13 protein-coding genes are annotated in these 15,089 nt (G+C 43.8%); 6 read left to right on the forward strand and 7 right to left on the reverse strand.

Features of this window, described 5'->3' with window-relative positions:
• Window positions 1-79: 79 nt before the first annotated feature.
• Window positions 80-724, reverse strand: coding sequence for a TonB-dependent receptor (locus AACT19_RS13575; RefSeq protein ID WP_029222477.1), 645 nt, complete (start codon window positions 722-724; stop codon window positions 80-82).
• Between the two features lie 150 nt (window positions 725-874).
• On the opposite strand from AACT19_RS13575, the gene AACT19_RS13580 reads away from it, so the two are divergent.
• Complete coding sequence (locus AACT19_RS13580; protein ID WP_004734701.1) at window positions 875-2,764, forward strand: DUF294 nucleotidyltransferase-like domain-containing protein; 1,890 nt, start codon at window positions 875-877, stop codon at window positions 2,762-2,764.
• A gap of 5 nt (window positions 2,765-2,769) precedes the next feature.
• Window positions 2,770-3,486, forward strand: a complete 717-nt coding sequence (locus tag AACT19_RS13585; protein WP_004734700.1) for a 3'-5' exonuclease — start codon at window positions 2,770-2,772, stop codon at window positions 3,484-3,486.
• A gap of 157 nt (window positions 3,487-3,643) precedes the next feature.
• Here AACT19_RS13585 and AACT19_RS13590 read toward each other — a convergent pair whose 3' ends face one another.
• Complete coding sequence (locus tag AACT19_RS13590) at window positions 3,644-4,336, reverse strand: MOSC domain-containing protein (protein WP_076646719.1); 693 nt, start codon at window positions 4,334-4,336, stop codon at window positions 3,644-3,646.
• Between the two features lie 53 nt (window positions 4,337-4,389).
• The gene (locus tag AACT19_RS13595) at window positions 4,390-4,632 is read right to left on the reverse strand and encodes a hypothetical protein (protein ID WP_004734698.1); all 243 of its coding nucleotides are present in this window, start codon (window positions 4,630-4,632) and stop codon (window positions 4,390-4,392) included.
• Window positions 4,633-4,719: 87 nt separating this feature from the next.
• Here AACT19_RS13595 and AACT19_RS13600 point away from each other — a divergent pair, with 87 nt between their 5' ends.
• The gene (locus tag AACT19_RS13600) at window positions 4,720-5,532 is read left to right on the forward strand and encodes an AraC family transcriptional regulator (protein ID WP_076646721.1); all 813 of its coding nucleotides are present in this window, start codon (window positions 4,720-4,722) and stop codon (window positions 5,530-5,532) included.
• A gap of 48 nt (window positions 5,533-5,580) precedes the next feature.
• Here the strand turns inward: AACT19_RS13600 and AACT19_RS13605 are convergent, their stop codons facing one another.
• From AACT19_RS13605 to AACT19_RS13620, 4 genes are all read right to left on the reverse strand, one after another.
• Entirely contained in the window at window positions 5,581-7,542 is a 1,962-nt protein-coding gene (locus tag AACT19_RS13605; protein WP_076646723.1) for a bifunctional diguanylate cyclase/phosphodiesterase, read from the reverse strand.
• A gap of 20 nt (window positions 7,543-7,562) precedes the next feature.
• Window positions 7,563-8,711: a sugar ABC transporter substrate-binding protein gene (locus AACT19_RS13610; protein WP_076646725.1), complete on the reverse strand. Its 1,149-nt coding sequence runs from the start codon at window positions 8,709-8,711 to the stop codon at window positions 7,563-7,565.
• A 365-nt stretch (window positions 8,712-9,076) separates the two neighbouring features.
• On the reverse strand, window positions 9,077-10,171 hold the full coding sequence (serC, locus tag AACT19_RS13615) for a 3-phosphoserine/phosphohydroxythreonine transaminase (RefSeq protein ID WP_076646729.1): 1,095 nt from the start codon (window positions 10,169-10,171) through the stop codon (window positions 9,077-9,079).
• 162 nt (window positions 10,172-10,333) lie between these two features.
• Entirely contained in the window at window positions 10,334-11,596 is a 1,263-nt protein-coding gene (locus AACT19_RS13620) for a DUF945 family protein (RefSeq protein WP_017091692.1), read from the reverse strand.
• A 183-nt stretch (window positions 11,597-11,779) separates the two neighbouring features.
• On the opposite strand from AACT19_RS13620, the gene AACT19_RS13625 reads away from it, so the two are divergent.
• The 3 genes from AACT19_RS13625 to AACT19_RS13635 all read left to right on the forward strand — a co-directional run bounded on the left by AACT19_RS13625 (window position 11,780) and on the right by AACT19_RS13635 (window position 15,005).
• Window positions 11,780-13,723, forward strand: a complete 1,944-nt coding sequence (locus AACT19_RS13625) for an ATP-binding protein (RefSeq protein ID WP_054540983.1) — start codon at window positions 11,780-11,782, stop codon at window positions 13,721-13,723.
• On the forward strand, window positions 13,716-14,213 hold the full coding sequence (locus tag AACT19_RS13630) for a response regulator (protein ID WP_004734693.1): 498 nt from the start codon (window positions 13,716-13,718) through the stop codon (window positions 14,211-14,213). The genes AACT19_RS13625 and AACT19_RS13630 overlap by 8 nt, the downstream gene beginning before the upstream one ends.
• A gap of 249 nt (window positions 14,214-14,462) precedes the next feature.
• Window positions 14,463-15,005, forward strand: coding sequence for a hypothetical protein (locus AACT19_RS13635; RefSeq protein ID WP_048609214.1), 543 nt, complete (start codon window positions 14,463-14,465; stop codon window positions 15,003-15,005).
• The last annotated feature ends 84 nt before the right edge of the window (window positions 15,006-15,089 follow it).

The following is a 15,089-nucleotide window of genomic DNA, read 5'->3' on the forward strand; positions in this document are numbered from 1 at the left end:
AATAGCTATTAAGGCACTTAGCCTTTTCGTTACTAACACTTAGTCTCTGCGTACTAACGCTTAGCCTCTGCGTTGCTGGTTAATACTCTAAGAAAAATTCCACACCTAGCTCGTTCGTCCTCTCGCTTCCACCTTTACTACCCTCACCATCTCTGTGTTGATAAGAGCCACCAATCGCAAACTTATTGGTCACGAGATAACGTAAACCCACGTGGTAAATTTCTTCATCAAACAGGTCACTTCGGTTCACTTGTACACTGCCGTTAGCAATCCAACGCTTTGCAAAACCATAGTTAAGCTCGGCTTTTACACCTTGGACAAATTCAGTATCCGATTCGATGGTTTCGTTGCTGCCATTAAGCTCTACCTCACCTTTAGTAATACCCAGCAAGTAAGAAGCGACAATATCCAAATCTTTCTTGATGCTGTAACGATACCCAGCCCCTGCCATTAAGGTATCAATTCGAGTGGTACTTTCATCTGGATGAATGAAGCGCGCACTATAGTCACCTAACAACAGCCAATCATCGGTCATCGCGTAACTGACGCCTAATCCATACGACGAGGCATTGTTATTACTGCCTGCATCTTCATTTAAACTGCCCGAATGCGCGGTGGCATAAACATGGTCATAATCAAGAATATCCACCGCGTTAGTGTCCGCCGACAAACTTGGAGAAAACATAAAAACCGCAGGTACCAAACTAAGCTTCCACTTCGACATTCCTATCATCCTTCAACTGTCACTCCATTAACTGAAAGATTAGTCTATCCATAAGACTTTAAAAAGGTTTTAGCTCACAGATTGATTTGTGCCGGAAAATTATTATCAAATGTTGTACCATGAAATCATACAAACCAATGGATGATCATTATGGATGCTGAGTTATTAGAGATTCAAAACTTTCTGGCACAATACCCCCCTTTCTCTGAACTTCCTGAAGAGATATTGGTGAAAGTGACCAGTAGTGTGGAAATTTCTTATTACCGCCAAGATACCCCTATCATTCACTTTGGTGATCAAATTCATGACCTCTATATCGTTCGAAGTGGCGAAGTCGAAGTCTATCGTCGTAAGGGCGAACTCTATAATCGCCTTGATGAAGGGCATGTGTTTGGACAAATGGGGTTGCTGACCAACAACAAAGTTCGCTTCCCAGTTAAAGCGACCGAAGATACCCTTCTTTACTGCATCCCTGAGCCGATTTTCCAAGAGCTCTACGACAACTATGATTCATTCGCCGACTTTGTCGAGGTGGAAGATAACGCGCGACTTCGCCAAGCAAACTCAGACAGCAATGACGCCAACGATTTGTCGACATCTAAGGTCAAAACGCTCTTGACCAGCGAAGCGCCGATGATCGAGAAAACGCGCACCATCCAACAAGCCGCAACCATGATGGCAGAAGACAATGTCTCTTCTCTACTGATCATCGACCCTGATATTGTTGAAGATGATGAAGACGATTCAACACCTGTTATCGGCATCATTACCGACCGAGACTTATGTACTCGCGTTCTAGCCGAAGGCCTTGACCCGTCGGATGAAGTATCCAGTGTGATGACACCAGAGGTTATCTCACTCGACCACAATGCCTATGTATATGAAGCAATGATGACCATGCTTCGCTACAACGTTCACCACTTGCCAGTGCTTAAAGATAAGAAACCTATCGGTATTATCGAAGCGACCGATATTGTTCGCTACGAGTCTCAAAACTCACTGTTATTGGTAAGCAGCATCTTCCAACAACAAAGCATTGAAGATCTTAAAGTACTTTCTGAACAAGTAAAAGACAGCTTTGTGCGCTTGGTTAACGAAGATGCCAACGCGCACATGGTGGGTACCGCAATGTCGGTAATCGGCCGTAGCTTTAAGCAACGTATTATTGAGCTAGGCGAAGAGAAATTAGGTAAAGCGCCCATTCCTTATTGTTTCCTTGCACTCGGCTCGATGGGACGTGATGAGCAATTACTCGTCACTGACCAAGATAACGCCATTATTCTTGATGACACCTACGACGAGAAAAAACACGGTAAATACTTTGAAGAGCTATCGACCTTTATTTGTGATGGCTTAGATCAGTGTGGCTATGTGTACTGTACCGGTGACATCATGGCCACCAACCCAACGTGGCGTATGACTCGTCGCCAATGGGAAGAGTGCTTTGCCGATTGGATTGATGATCCAAACCCGAAAGCGCTGTTGAACGCTTCTATCTTCTTTGATTTAGACGGTGTCTACGGCCGCTTAAAATGGGCGGAACAACTGAACAGCTTTATTGTTCGCCGTGCACGTAAGAACAACCGTTTCTTAGCATGTCTTGCTCGTAATGCGCTTAACCGCACACCGCCACTCGGGTTCTTCAAAGATTTCGTGATGGAGAAAGATGGTCGTCACAACAACTCGATCAACCTTAAACGTCGTGGCACCGCGCCACTTGCCGATCTAATTCGTGTTCACTCTTTGGCAGTAGCCTCTCGCTCGAAGAACTCGTTTGAACGTTTGGATGACATTATCGACGCAGGTATTCTGCCAAAAGGCCGAGCTCAAGACTTGAAAGATGCGATGGAATTTATCTCCTTAGTTCGTATTCGCCACCAGGCACACGATGTCGACAACAACATAGAACCGGATAACAACATTGAGCCAGAGAACCTATCTGACTTCGAGCGACGTAACCTAAAGGACGCATTCCAAATATTAAGTAATGCGCAGAACTTCCTTAAGTTCCGTTATCAAGCCAGCAATAAGTTTAAGTAGGGCCTATGAACAAACTATTCAGATCACCTGCGGTCGATTGGCCATTTAAGTTTGCTCAAAAGCTGGAACGAGCGAGAGACGAACGCTTAAAGCAATTTTATAGCCAACCTCTTCCTGCGCCTGATACGCCATTATCAGAAGTAACCTTCTTAGCTGTCGACTTTGAGACTACGGGTTTAAACCCAAACAAAGATGGCATCATTACCATTGGCCTTGTCCCGTTTACGCTAAATCGTATTTACTTACGACAAGCCAAACACTGGACACTGAGACCAAAGCAGAAATTAGAAGAAGACTCTGTAGTTATTCATGGCATCACTCACAACGACATCATTGACGCGCCAGACCTTAGCGAGGTGTTAGATGAGATATTAGAATCGCTGGCGGGTCACATCCCAGTGGTTCATTACCGTCGTATCGAGCGTGATTTTTTGGATAACGCACTGAAAGTGAGATTAGGTGAAGGGATCGAATTTCCAGTCCTCGACACGCTCGAGATTGAATCTCAAATCCAGAACAAACTGGCTGGCGGCCTATGGAATAAGCTCAAAGGCAAGAAGCCTGCGTCAGTGAGATTAGGGCAGAGCCGCCGTCGATACCACTTGCCTGACTACACGCCGCATCATGCATTAACGGATGCAATAGCGACTGCAGAGTTACTACAAGCGCAGATTGCACATCACTTTAGCCCTGACATGCCGGTTAAAGATTTCTGGTTATAGCTAGATTTAAATACTGTTTAAATCGTACGTGAAGCGATTAGGCATTAACCGTTAGCCATTAGCCATTAGCCATTAGCCATTAGCCGTTTTACACCTTAATACTCATAACGCTCACATTATCGAAATAGTGAGCGTTTTTTTGCGTATTAGGAAAAGCTTACTCCGCTGTCGGACCAACTAATCGCATTTCCCAATCTTCGACTTTGCCAGTTTCAAGGCGACGCTCTATAAGTGCTCCCCAAGATTCGACTAAAGGTAGCTCCGCCAGTTCTTTAAGCTCTTGTTTATCCAAACAACCTGTGAACACCGCCCCCATGATGCGAGTTAACGGCCATTCTGGATAAGGTCTTTCACATAAAATGATCTCATCTCCAGCACCGATATCCCCCTCTTCCAATACACGGAAATACCAGCCAGTTCTTAGCGTATCTTGCAGCCTTCTTGCCATATCATTTTGATCGAATCTCACGTTCAGCTTCCAGCACGGCATACGCCCTTGCGAGACTTCCAACAATGTTGAACCAATACGAATCTTATCTTTCAAGCAAATAGAGTGCTCCGTGATGCCGCTTGAGCTTAGGTTCTCGCCAAATGCGCCTGCAGATTGGAAGATGATTTTGTCACCTAACTCTTCCTGCCAAACTGGGTAGTGCTCGCTTGGATAAATATGAAGGGCTTTTTGAATACCACCGTGAAAGCGAGGGTCGCCTTGTTCATCATTGGTAAAACCAAGTTCTTTGGCATGCTGACGCTCAGGTGAAACCTGCTTGTTGATGGCGCTATTTGCACCGTGTGCAAAGGCAACAGTTTTACCTACCAATACGCTATTTACTAAGCCTAACTTCTTCATATCTTTCCCTTTTACCTAAACTTATTTGCTGTTTTATACGAGCTAAAGCCAACTTATTGCTCGCCCAGTGATTTAAATACCGGAACCGCTGCTAATACTTCAATGTGGTTTTCTGTGCTCTTTAAGTAACGCGTTTCGCTGTTCGAAAGCAATAGATGACGCTGATAACCTTCTGTTTTCGGAAACTTAGCCAAGACCGTTTCGAGCGATGTTTCACACTTATTTTGGTTAATACCTTCAATATCGACTTTGAATAGTAGTTGGTTTTCTTTCGATATTTCAACTTGATATCGCATACGCGTGCCCTCTCTACTTCATTCACTCTGCCGGGCATGATAGCCTAGTCTCGCCACGTCAGAATAGGGACATAAAGACACTTAACCATGCCAACCCGCCAAATAGATTCTCACTCCAGAGTCATCACCTCAAATGAGATGATGGTCGCCAATCCTAATTCACCAGCGTTAGTGAAGACCATCGATATGCCCAAGGGCTACGTCGATGCAATGCACCAACATACGTGGCATCAAGTGATCTTCCCACTCAAAGGCCTATTGCAAACGAAAACCGAGCACTACCAGCATCTTGTGCCCCATACTTCTGCTTTGTTTGTGCCTGCAGGGATTCAACATGAATCTATCGCATTGAGCCATACGACGTTTGTCGGTATTTACCTTAATCCTGCCTTTGGTACTAAGTATGAGCCTCAAGTACGAACCATTACCCTGACGCCGTTTTTAAATGAGCTCTTGCAGGAAATTCGCAGACAGTGCGAAGGATTAGTGAGTAATGAAGAGGTATCTCGATTGCTTTCGGTATTGCACGATCAGATCATGAAAGACAACGTTCAGACCTATCAATTGTTGCTACCCGAAGACAGGCGTTTGAAGCTTATATTTGAAGTGCTGACAGAGACGCCAACGTTAGATTTGTCGCTAAAGAGATGGGGAGAGAAAGTCGGTGCATCAGAGCGAACCTTATCGCGCTTATTCTCAAAAGAATTCAATACGTCATTTCAGTTATGGCGACAACAAATCCGCCTGATTTACTCGTTGTCTTTGCTCGATGAAGAGTTCTCAATCCAAAGCATTGCCGACCAAATCGGTTATCAAAACGACTCGTCCTACATCAAAGCATTCAAGGCTTCCTTCAATGTCACCCCGCAGCAGTTTCGCTTAAATGGTCGAAGAAGGTAGTAAGAGCCTATCTTTAAACCCTGATTCTAATTTACAAGGTGACTTACGCTACTTTGCTACTTCAGCTAGATCTTGATAATAACGACGCTTTTGGCGGTACATATCTTCATCCGCTTCAGAAAACAGTAGCTCGACTTCTGTCGATTCCGTTGACGCGAAGCCAATCGAGAATCTAACCGGTATGCTAACGCCGACTTGCGTTTCGATAGCCTGATCGATTTGATCTGCATACAGCTGTTCAGCGAGTTGGTGAGGGCCTTGCGCGTGTTTCTCAGCAGACTTCAAAGTAAGAATAGCAAACTCATCACCACCTAATCGATACAGATTACTGGTATGGCTTAACCGATTGCGAATCACATCCGTACAGCCTTTGATCAACTCATCACCAACCGCATGTCCATACTGATCGTTAGCGGTCTTTAGTCCATTAATATCAATGATCAGCAAAGACAAACTGTCTTTGTACTCTGTAGCTCGCTGCTTAGAGAAATCCGGATCTTCATCGAAGGCTTTACGGTTGTAGCACCCTGTTGGCATGTTGATACGAGTAATGTTCTCAAGCTCTATCCAACCAGCTAACTGTTTTTGGTATAGGTCGAAAATCAATAAGTCTTCCTCGCTCAGCAAACCAAAACCCTGAGACGAGAAGTAACCAATCGTGGTGCCTTTTGAATCTTTTAAATCTTTGTCGCGACTAGTCATGTCGCTATCAGCAATGTCGCCATCAGAAACAGAGTTAAAGCTGAATTGGATTAAGCTATCAGGAAGCAACGATTCCAGTTGTTGATCCACCAGCTCAGGAATCAAGCGATACTCGACACTTTGTCTCATAGAAGCAAACTTAACGATCTTAAGAATACGGTTTTTCTGTGACTCTTCGCGGGCTAATGAATGCGTTAATTTACTCGTTTTCTCTTCAACCGTTTGCTCTAGCTGTGTGTTAAAACTTTCAAGCTTGTGGTTGTTCTCTTTTATCTGTTGATAGGCGGATCTCAACTGATTATTACGTATCGTCAGTTCACTCAATTGACTCTGTATTCGAGACCACATCTTTTCCAATAAACGGCTGAATACAGTGAACTCAGTAAAACGATGCTTATCTGGATTGTGCTCAGGGGGCTGGTTGTTTGAGTAGGACTCCACCGAACCTGTGAGCAAATTAAGTTGTCTCGAAAAGGCGCGATTCAATACTAACGCGAAGACAATTGCGACGGCTAATGTCGCAAATAATATTCGAACAAACACTACCTGAGATTGCTGCATCTCTTGTAAACGAGCACTGTCCGATACATGGTGTTTCACCGCTAATGTTAATGCTTCTGAAAACAGCTTATTGTCGTTAGAGATTAACTGGGAGCCTGTTTGTTCAGTTTTATCGCTAACCGAAGCCAAGTAATCAAACTCCACTGACTCATTGTCATACAGGAAAGGCGCCATTTTAGACTCTAATCGGCCGTAACCCATCAGCACGACGAGATAGCCTTGCGGCGTATAACTTGAGCCCTCTATCAACCGATACGGCAAAATTGGCGCGACAAAAACGATACCTGAATCCGCGTTATCTGCGATCTCTGGCTCTATAAACTCAGCGTGAAACAACTTGCCTTGCTTGTACGCAGACTGAGGAAGCTTCAAATCCTCAAGTAACTGACTTTGTTCAAAATGATACAAGCTACCTTTGCTGTCATAAATGGGCTTCCAGTTACTATCCAATATATAGGTTGCGGACACGCTATCGGCTAGTGCGTTAAAGCTCTCCATCTTGTCCCACACAACGCTAGAGAAAAAGATATTCCCACCCGCTTTAATCAATGAACGATCTTGCGAATACCACTGCGTGAGACTGGCTGTAAGGTTTAGTTGCTCTTGCACCGTTTGCTGAATACCTACCGTTGAGTTGGCTAGCTTGATCTCTTTTTGTTCAAGAGAGCTTTCATTCTGCTTATTCAGTATCAGTTGACCGGCTAGATAAACTGGGAATAACGAACACGCCAACAACACCAAACCCATGGAGTATTTCAATGAAAGTTTCAATCGCCAGCCCCCATGTTCGCTGAGTAGTAGCTTACAAAGTCATCGTAAAACTTGTTCAGCTCTGGCTTCGGCATTCCCGACTTATATCGCTCATACGCTCGTGCTGAAGCTTCCCATACGATCGCCATTTTATAGTCGCTCGACATCATTTGCGAAGATTGAAATTCATCGTACATGTTAGAGAAAGTCTTGTTTCCTTCTTCAACACGGCGTTGGTTCACCTCACGAAATGGCGAGATCATCGCGTTTGAATGCGCTAAATAAGTAAAACTGTTCGATTGTAAGTACTGAACAACTTCTTTTAATGCTTCTCTTTTCTCCGGGTTGTTCATCCCTTTCTTTGTGATCGCAAAAATCTTGGCACCACTAAATGAAGACATCGCCTTGTCGCGATAGGTAGGTAAAGAGTTCACATGTAAGTGCTCGCCATACGCCTGATCTAGTTCGCTAAAAGCCCAATCACCATCAATCAAAAACTCGACTTCACCAGCAATGAAACGTTGCCTCGCACATGTCTCATTGCAAGACGCTTCAATGGTTTTGGCTTTCTCAAGCTTATCGACGAACTCAAAAATTGAGACCAAACCTTCCCCATCAATGTTTATCGATGAAAGCATATCTTGAGAAAACAGTTGGAAAAAAGCCAAATAGAAGTACATGTTTGGATTTGGGAACAAAATAGTGGCACGGTTCGAATCAGATGAGCGTTGAATCAACTCTTCCCAAGTAATGGCATGGTCTTGCGGCTTGTTCGAATACAGAACTAATTGGTTACCGATTCCTACTGGTAACGCCTTAAGTTCATCATTAATCACTACGGCATCAAGAGCTTTTTTCTCATAGCGTGAAGTATCGACCCAAGCGGAAGGTAACGTTGAGAGCTCAATATACTCAGTAAGCCCCAAGAAATCAGAAGGCACCCAAATAACATCAGGAAAGGTATTGTCTCGAGGATCTGCGACAAGCAGCTCTGATCGGATACTGTTGATATCAAATGGTCGTATTTCAACACGATGATCAGTCATCGATTCGATGTGTTCTTTAACGTAGTCAGCGGTTTCATAATTGATACCGGCCCATATTTCGAGCGTAGAGGCGCAAGTAACCACGGGGAACAACGCCGCTAATATACTCAAAAATCTCACACCTAATTCCTCATGGCGAAAAGTATCATGTCTCGAATGGCGCCAGAAATCATCAAGAATGCTGATGACATTGGCTGTTGGGGTTTGTCGTTATTTTGGGGCAAGACGTTATATAGTAAAAGGTCAGTAACAAACAGAAAAACCAAGCTATCTGTTCATTTTTTCGATCGATACAAGTTGCTCTCCCCCGATAACAACCAAACCTTTTTGTTCAACTTAACTCTGAACAAAAAGTGCAACATATCATACCCTTTATGCTTTTTTAGGCAAAAAAAAATGCCGCAAAAGCGGCATTCATCTCGTTTAGTACATCTGACACAATCAAAAGCAAGGATGCTATTTATTGTTCAAACTTCTGTTATTGATTAAGCGTATTTCTCTTCGAAGCCTTTCATGAAGCTGACTAATACTTGCACGCCTTCCAAAGACATCGCGTTGTAAAGTGAAGCTCTCATTCCGCCTACCGCTCTGTGACCTTTTAGCGATTTCAGACCCGCAGCATCAGCTAACTCTAAAAACTTTGCGTCTAGTTCTGGTTTCGCCAATTGGAAAGGTACGTTCATTCTTGAACGGTTTGCGGTGTGAACATCGTTTTTGTAGAAAGCAGAGCTATCAATCGCATTATAAAGCAACGCCGCTTTCTCTTTGTTCACCAACTCCATCGCTTCAACGCCACCTTGAGCTTTCAGCCACTTGAATACAAGGCCTGATAGGTACCAAGCGTAGGTTGGTGGTGTGTTGAACATTGAGTCTTTTTCAGCAAGTACTTTGTAGTTCAGAATACTCGGCAATACTTCGTTTGCTAGTTCTAGTAGATCATCACGCACGATAGCAATGCAGATACCAGCTGGGCCGATATTCTTTTGAGCACCCGCGTAGATAACACCATACTGAGAAACATCGATCTTACGAGACAGAATGTTAGATGACATATCTGCGACGATTGGCTTATCCGTTTGAGGAAGCTCACTGATTTCAATGCCATCGATGGTTTCGTTTGGACAGAAATGTACGTACGCCGCTTCTGGGTCGATTTTCCAATCTTTAGCCGGAACAACCGCCGCTTTGCCATCAATAGATGTCTTCGCGTTGAATACATCGATTTCGCAATATTTGCTCGCTTCAGTCACTGCGCTTTCTGCCCAGTAACCCGCATCAATGTAAGTTGCTTTCGTCGCGTCACCTAGAAGGTTTAGAGGAACAGCAGCGAATTGAGCACGAGCGCCCCCCTGACAGAAAAGAACTTTATAGTTGTCTGGGATGTTCAGAAGATCACGTAGGTCTTGCTCAGACTCATCGGCAACTTGAATAAATTCTTTGCTGCGATGGCTGATTTCCATAACGGAAGTGCCTAAACCATTCCAATCAATGAAGTCTGCTTGCGCTTGTTTCATTACCGGTTTAGGCAGTGCCGCTGGGCCAGCACTAAAGTTGAATACGTTATCTAATGTAAGTTCCATGGGGATAATTGCTCCTGCTAAATAATAACTATGCAAGTAATACCATGTTTTACCCAACATAAAAACAACAAAATAGGTCTTAAGACCTCTTTTGTTTCGTACCGTACAAAATGTTTAACTTAACCCGTTAGATCGCCCTATCAGTATTAAGCCCGACTCTTTTTATTGAACAAAAGCCGGCATAAGCAGTGCAATTAATGGAATTTCTTGTCCATTTTCAAACACTAGATTTCCATTCTCTAGGTCAGCCGTGATTTCATAACCACTTTCTGTTTGCTTGATCATTTCCATCACGATCAATTCGTCGATACCTTCACGGATAAAAGGGTATTCTTCAACAAGCTCATTTGAGAAGCTAGATTGAACATTACCTGTTAATGCAGGAACAATCATTGAAGGGTTACTGCTGATGTTTTCTGTGCCTTCCGGTACGCTCACCAACCATTTAGATTCAAACTGACCTTTGCCTAATTCTAACGACATATTGTTCATTGAAAGGTCGAAGCCTTTAGCAAACAGTACGTCGATGAACGGAATTATCTCAGCCACATCTTCTTGTGTCAGAACAGGGTTCGCCTGGTAAATTTCAAAGATTTTCTCAAACGACTGGCTGTCCAGTTTCGACATTTCAAAATCGACGTTTAGATTGTTCAACTGGCCTTCGTTGGTCTCAATGTTGGCGATATCCAACTTAAGACTGCTGCTCAAGCGCTTAGTCGCTTCATCTAGATGCGATTCAAAATCGTACTTAGAGTTTTCGATGGTCATGAAGGGCTGCATTGCAGAATCTGAAATCAAGAAGCTATCAATAGTAAAATTCTGCGTGCCTAACCAGTAACCTTTCGCTTGCTGGCCTGAGCCAATGCCTTTTAGGTTAGAGAGTGTGACCTCTTCACCCGTTTCAAAATCAATTTGAACCGATGGGATAGAAAGCTGGTAATCAACCTGCCCTAATACAGTAGCGTGGCCAGACAGATTCGACTTCGTGATAGATACCGAGGTACCATTTTCTTCTGAGCCTTGGTGATTGAACTGGCTTAACTCGAAGTTGAAATCCGTGTTGCCGTTTAGCTCAGTGCTGGTAGTCAGAGTAAGAGGCAGAATGTCAGTGTTCTCAAACGTCGACAGCGCGTTTAAGCTCACTAAGCCATGGCTCACCGCACTATTAATGACAAACTCACTCGGTAAGCCATCGAGCGCAAGTTGCTCTTTCAAGCTCTCATCCGTCACAGTTACGCGAGTGGTTACAGTAGAAGAAAGGTAACCTCTATCGTATTCCACGATCTCAGCTTGAATGCTTGAATTGTTAAGCTTTGCAACGCCATCAGTAATCGCATTTTGTCCAATTTGCCCAACCGCTAATGGCCAACAAAGTGCCAATGAGATTGCTCCGCCAATTGCACCAATTTTTCTTAACTGTTCCATGAGTTCTCTTTCTACACTAGTCTGTTTTTTTTAGTCTAACCCATCAGTAGCAAACAAGAAACATTGAGTTAAATCAGTCTATTGCTCGATACTTCGATTGCCTCAATAAATTAACGGCTAGCTCTCATCCTTATTCAGCGGTTCTTGCTAGGCTAGAGACGTCGCTACTATTAAGGTTGAGCTGTGAATCAATACGCTGTTATCTGTTTGGACAATAATCCGGTTAGCATTGAAAGAATACGTTCGGAGCTGGCTCCGTTAGCTTCTGTATTCGATATTTATACTGCCGAGAACATAGAAGACGCGCATCACGCATTAGAAGATATCCATGATCACCACCAAACGGTTGCTTTAGTGATCACTCATCATCATTCTGGATTTAATGGTGTGCAATTTCTTATTGAACTGGAACAGCTGCCCCATAGTAATACCGCAAGAACGATATTAGTCAGCGCTTCGTCAGACATTCAATCCATTCTGACCGCGGTGAATGAAGGCCGGCTCAATCACTGCCTAACCAAACCCGTTCAAGATCAAGTTCTATTCAAATCTGCGCAGAAAGAGCTGACCTCTTTTGTTATCCAATACGACTCAGAAAACCTGTTATCTTACAGTGATGCGTTGGATCAACAGCGCTTATTCAGAGCACACATCGAGCAAAAGATTCATTCTTTTCAATCGGGTTTCATTCACGACTACCACCAGCTTTCTGACAATGCCCTTGCGGAGCGTGTCGTCAGTGCATTACAAGATGTGTTTTCAAAAGATGACAAAACCAAGGCCATTCGAGACTACTCACCCGAACATCTCCTCACTGTAGAAGGTGAAGACAATCGCTTTTTATGGCTGATCATTGAGGGTGAAGCCGCTCTCTATAAAAAAGACGAGTTGGGACAACAGCGGGAAGTGGTGCGACACTCTAAGGGCAATATTGTCGGCGGGATGTCGTTTGTGACGGGTGAACCTTCGTTCTCAACCGCGATAACCCTAACGCAAACACGAGTCATCAAGCTGGATAAAGATAGCTTTGCTCAAGTGATGCACTCAAACAACACCCTGCTGCCGTTATTCACCAATCTATTGCTCCGTCACTTTAACCGCCGCTTGCAAAGAAGTATCACTAATAAAATCAAGCTGCAACAAACGTTGGAGTCACTAGAGTCTGCACATCAACAATTGATCGAGAAAGAGAAGATGGCGATGCTTGGGCAACTTGTCGCAGGTGTTGCTCATGAGTTGAACAACCCTATTGCCGCGATCTTACGAAGTATTGAAACCTTGTCTGAACATCTCGACCAGATACTCGAAAACTCGTCACTCCCAGAATCGAATAAAGGGACTGACGTGCTGGCGCATTCAAAGTTAGCCAAGCCACTATCAACGGCTCAAGAAAGACAACTCGTAAAGCACCTCACCTCTACTATCGATGATCGTGCGCTAGCCAAAAAAGCAGTGAGACTAAACCTAAGCCAAGACTCGGCGGTTCTAGACACCTTGAAAGACTCACCTGTCGCAGGCAAAGAGCTGCTCAATGACTTAGAGCATTACCACTATGTTGGAAACTCTATCCGCTCAATTCAAGTATGCAGCAAGCGTATTGCCGATATGGTTAAAAGCCTAAAAAGCTATGCCCGAGAAGATGAAGAGGTTCGCCACTACGCAGACATTCACGAAGGGCTTGAAGATACCTTAGTGATCTTTGAAAACAGACTCAAACATCACCAACTCGAAAAACATTACGACACCGAATTACCGCCTTTATTGTGCCAGTCGCTCTCGCTACAACAAGTATGGACGAACCTGATCTCTAACGCACTCGATGCCCTTTCTGAACGAGGAAAAGTGTCAATCACTACCTCTCAACAGACGAAAGGTGACGACACGTTTCTTGTAGTGGAAATCTCCGACACCGGCCATGGCATTGCGAAAGAAGACATCAGCACCATTTTCAACCCAAATTTCACTACCAAAAAAGAAGGTAACTTTGGTTTAGGAATTGGTTTATCTATTTCTCAACAAATCGTTTCGGCTCATCAAGGGTTTATTTTGGTGAAGTCTGAGGTAGGCAGCCATACACACATGCAAGTGTGGCTTCCATTCAAACAAGAAGGAGCACCTCATGAATAAGTACCTAATTTTATGTGTCGATGATGAGCCTGAAGTTCTTAACAGTGTCCTTCAGGACTTGGCGATATTTGAAGAGAACTTTCTGGTTGAAGGTGCTGAGTCTGTAGATGAAGCCAAGCAAGTAATAAAAGAAATGGGACAAGATGGTATAAAGCTCGCGTTAATCTTGTGCGACCACATCATGCCTGACAAAACCGGTATCGACTTTCTCATAGAACTCAATCAGAACGATTACACTAAGCCGACACGCAAACTACTGCTCACAGGGCAAGCTGGCCTGGAAGATACGGTTACCGCGATTAATAACGCAGCGCTTGATTTCTATATTTCTAAGCCTTGGCAAGGTGATCAGCTCAGAGACACAATTACTCAACAACTGACCGACTATGTGATTGCAAACGACAAGCAATTGCTAAACTGGACTTCCATTTTAGATACCGAGCGCATCCTCACGTCAATGGCAAACAAGCGAACAAGCTTTGGTGAATAAGCTAATGCATTGTAAATCGACCTTAAGTTTTGGTGAATCGAACTTAGATTTTGGTGAATAGTCCCATAAACATGAGATCTCAGTTGCAGAGCAGCGCTTAAATTGTATATTTTTTAGCTAAATGGCAAAGGATTGGCATTTTTATGGATTACTTTTCCACGAGTTAGATTAAACTGTCTCAATGTTTATGGTTTGCCTGATTTTTCTCAAGCCAAAGGAATTAACACTAAATAAAGGTTTATGGTCGTTATGCGCAAAATTCTACTTACTACCGCTATGCTATTGGCTTCTGGCCAAGCACTAGCTGTTGATGAACAACCACAAGTAATGAGCAACTTTAACTACGATTACTTTGAAGCACGTATCGGTGCTAGCCCAGTAACATTTGGTGGCGCGTTCAGTAAGTCAATTCACCCGAATGCTCACGCTATAGCACGTATCGATTCAGAATTTGAAGGCGATTACGACTCAGCTGTAGGTCTTGGTTTCCACGCTCCATTAAACAACTGGGCAGACCTAACAGGTGAAATGCTAGCTCGTATCGTTCAGCCTGAAAACTCAAGCTCTACTGATATCGGTATGGAAATCAACGTTGGTGTTCGCCAATGGCTTGGTCCACAACTAGAAGTTGGTGGTAAAGGTGGTTACGTTTCTATCGATGACAACGATGATTGGACAGGTTCTGTTTACGCGCGTTTCCACTCTACAGAGCTTTTCTCTTTAGGTGCTGAAGCTCGTATTAACGACTTCTACGGTGACCAGCTAATGTTCACGGCTCGTTTCAAGTACTAATACTTAACGCTCAAGCCCTAGCAAATAAGCTCTCCATGAGCACTTAGCCTTTTGATACTTAGTCTTTTAAGAAATCCGGCTAAG

This window comes from Vibrio sp. 10N.222.47.A9, assembly GCF_963872585.1.
Lineage (GTDB): Bacteria > Pseudomonadota > Gammaproteobacteria > Enterobacterales > Vibrionaceae > Vibrio > Vibrio splendidus.

What these genes read in the sequence shown, in the direction of transcription:
- AACT19_RS13575 (WP_029222477.1), bottom strand. Translation starts at nt 724, where the DNA reads ATGTCGAAGTGGAAGCTTAGTTTGGTACCTGCGGTTTTTATGTTTTCT.
- AACT19_RS13600 (WP_076646721.1), top strand. Translation starts at nt 4,720, where the DNA reads ATGCCAACCCGCCAAATAGATTCTCACTCCAGAGTCATCACCTCAAAT.
- AACT19_RS13605 (WP_076646723.1), bottom strand. Translation starts at nt 7,542, where the DNA reads ATGGGTTTGGTGTTGTTGGCGTGTTCGTTATTCCCAGTTTATCTAGCC.
- AACT19_RS13590 (WP_076646719.1), bottom strand. Translation starts at nt 4,336, where the DNA reads ATGAAGAAGTTAGGCTTAGTAAATAGCGTATTGGTAGGTAAAACTGTT.
- AACT19_RS13620 (WP_017091692.1), bottom strand. Translation starts at nt 11,596, where the DNA reads ATGGAACAGTTAAGAAAAATTGGTGCAATTGGCGGAGCAATCTCATTG.
- serC (WP_076646729.1), bottom strand. Translation starts at nt 10,171, where the DNA reads ATGGAACTTACATTAGATAACGTATTCAACTTTAGTGCTGGCCCAGCG.
- AACT19_RS13580 (WP_004734701.1), top strand. Translation starts at nt 875, where the DNA reads ATGGATGCTGAGTTATTAGAGATTCAAAACTTTCTGGCACAATACCCC.
- AACT19_RS13630 (WP_004734693.1), top strand. Translation starts at nt 13,716, where the DNA reads ATGAATAAGTACCTAATTTTATGTGTCGATGATGAGCCTGAAGTTCTT.
- AACT19_RS13595 (WP_004734698.1), bottom strand. Translation starts at nt 4,632, where the DNA reads ATGCGATATCAAGTTGAAATATCGAAAGAAAACCAACTACTATTCAAA.
- AACT19_RS13585 (WP_004734700.1), top strand. Translation starts at nt 2,770, where the DNA reads ATGAACAAACTATTCAGATCACCTGCGGTCGATTGGCCATTTAAGTTT.
- AACT19_RS13635 (WP_048609214.1), top strand. Translation starts at nt 14,463, where the DNA reads ATGCGCAAAATTCTACTTACTACCGCTATGCTATTGGCTTCTGGCCAA.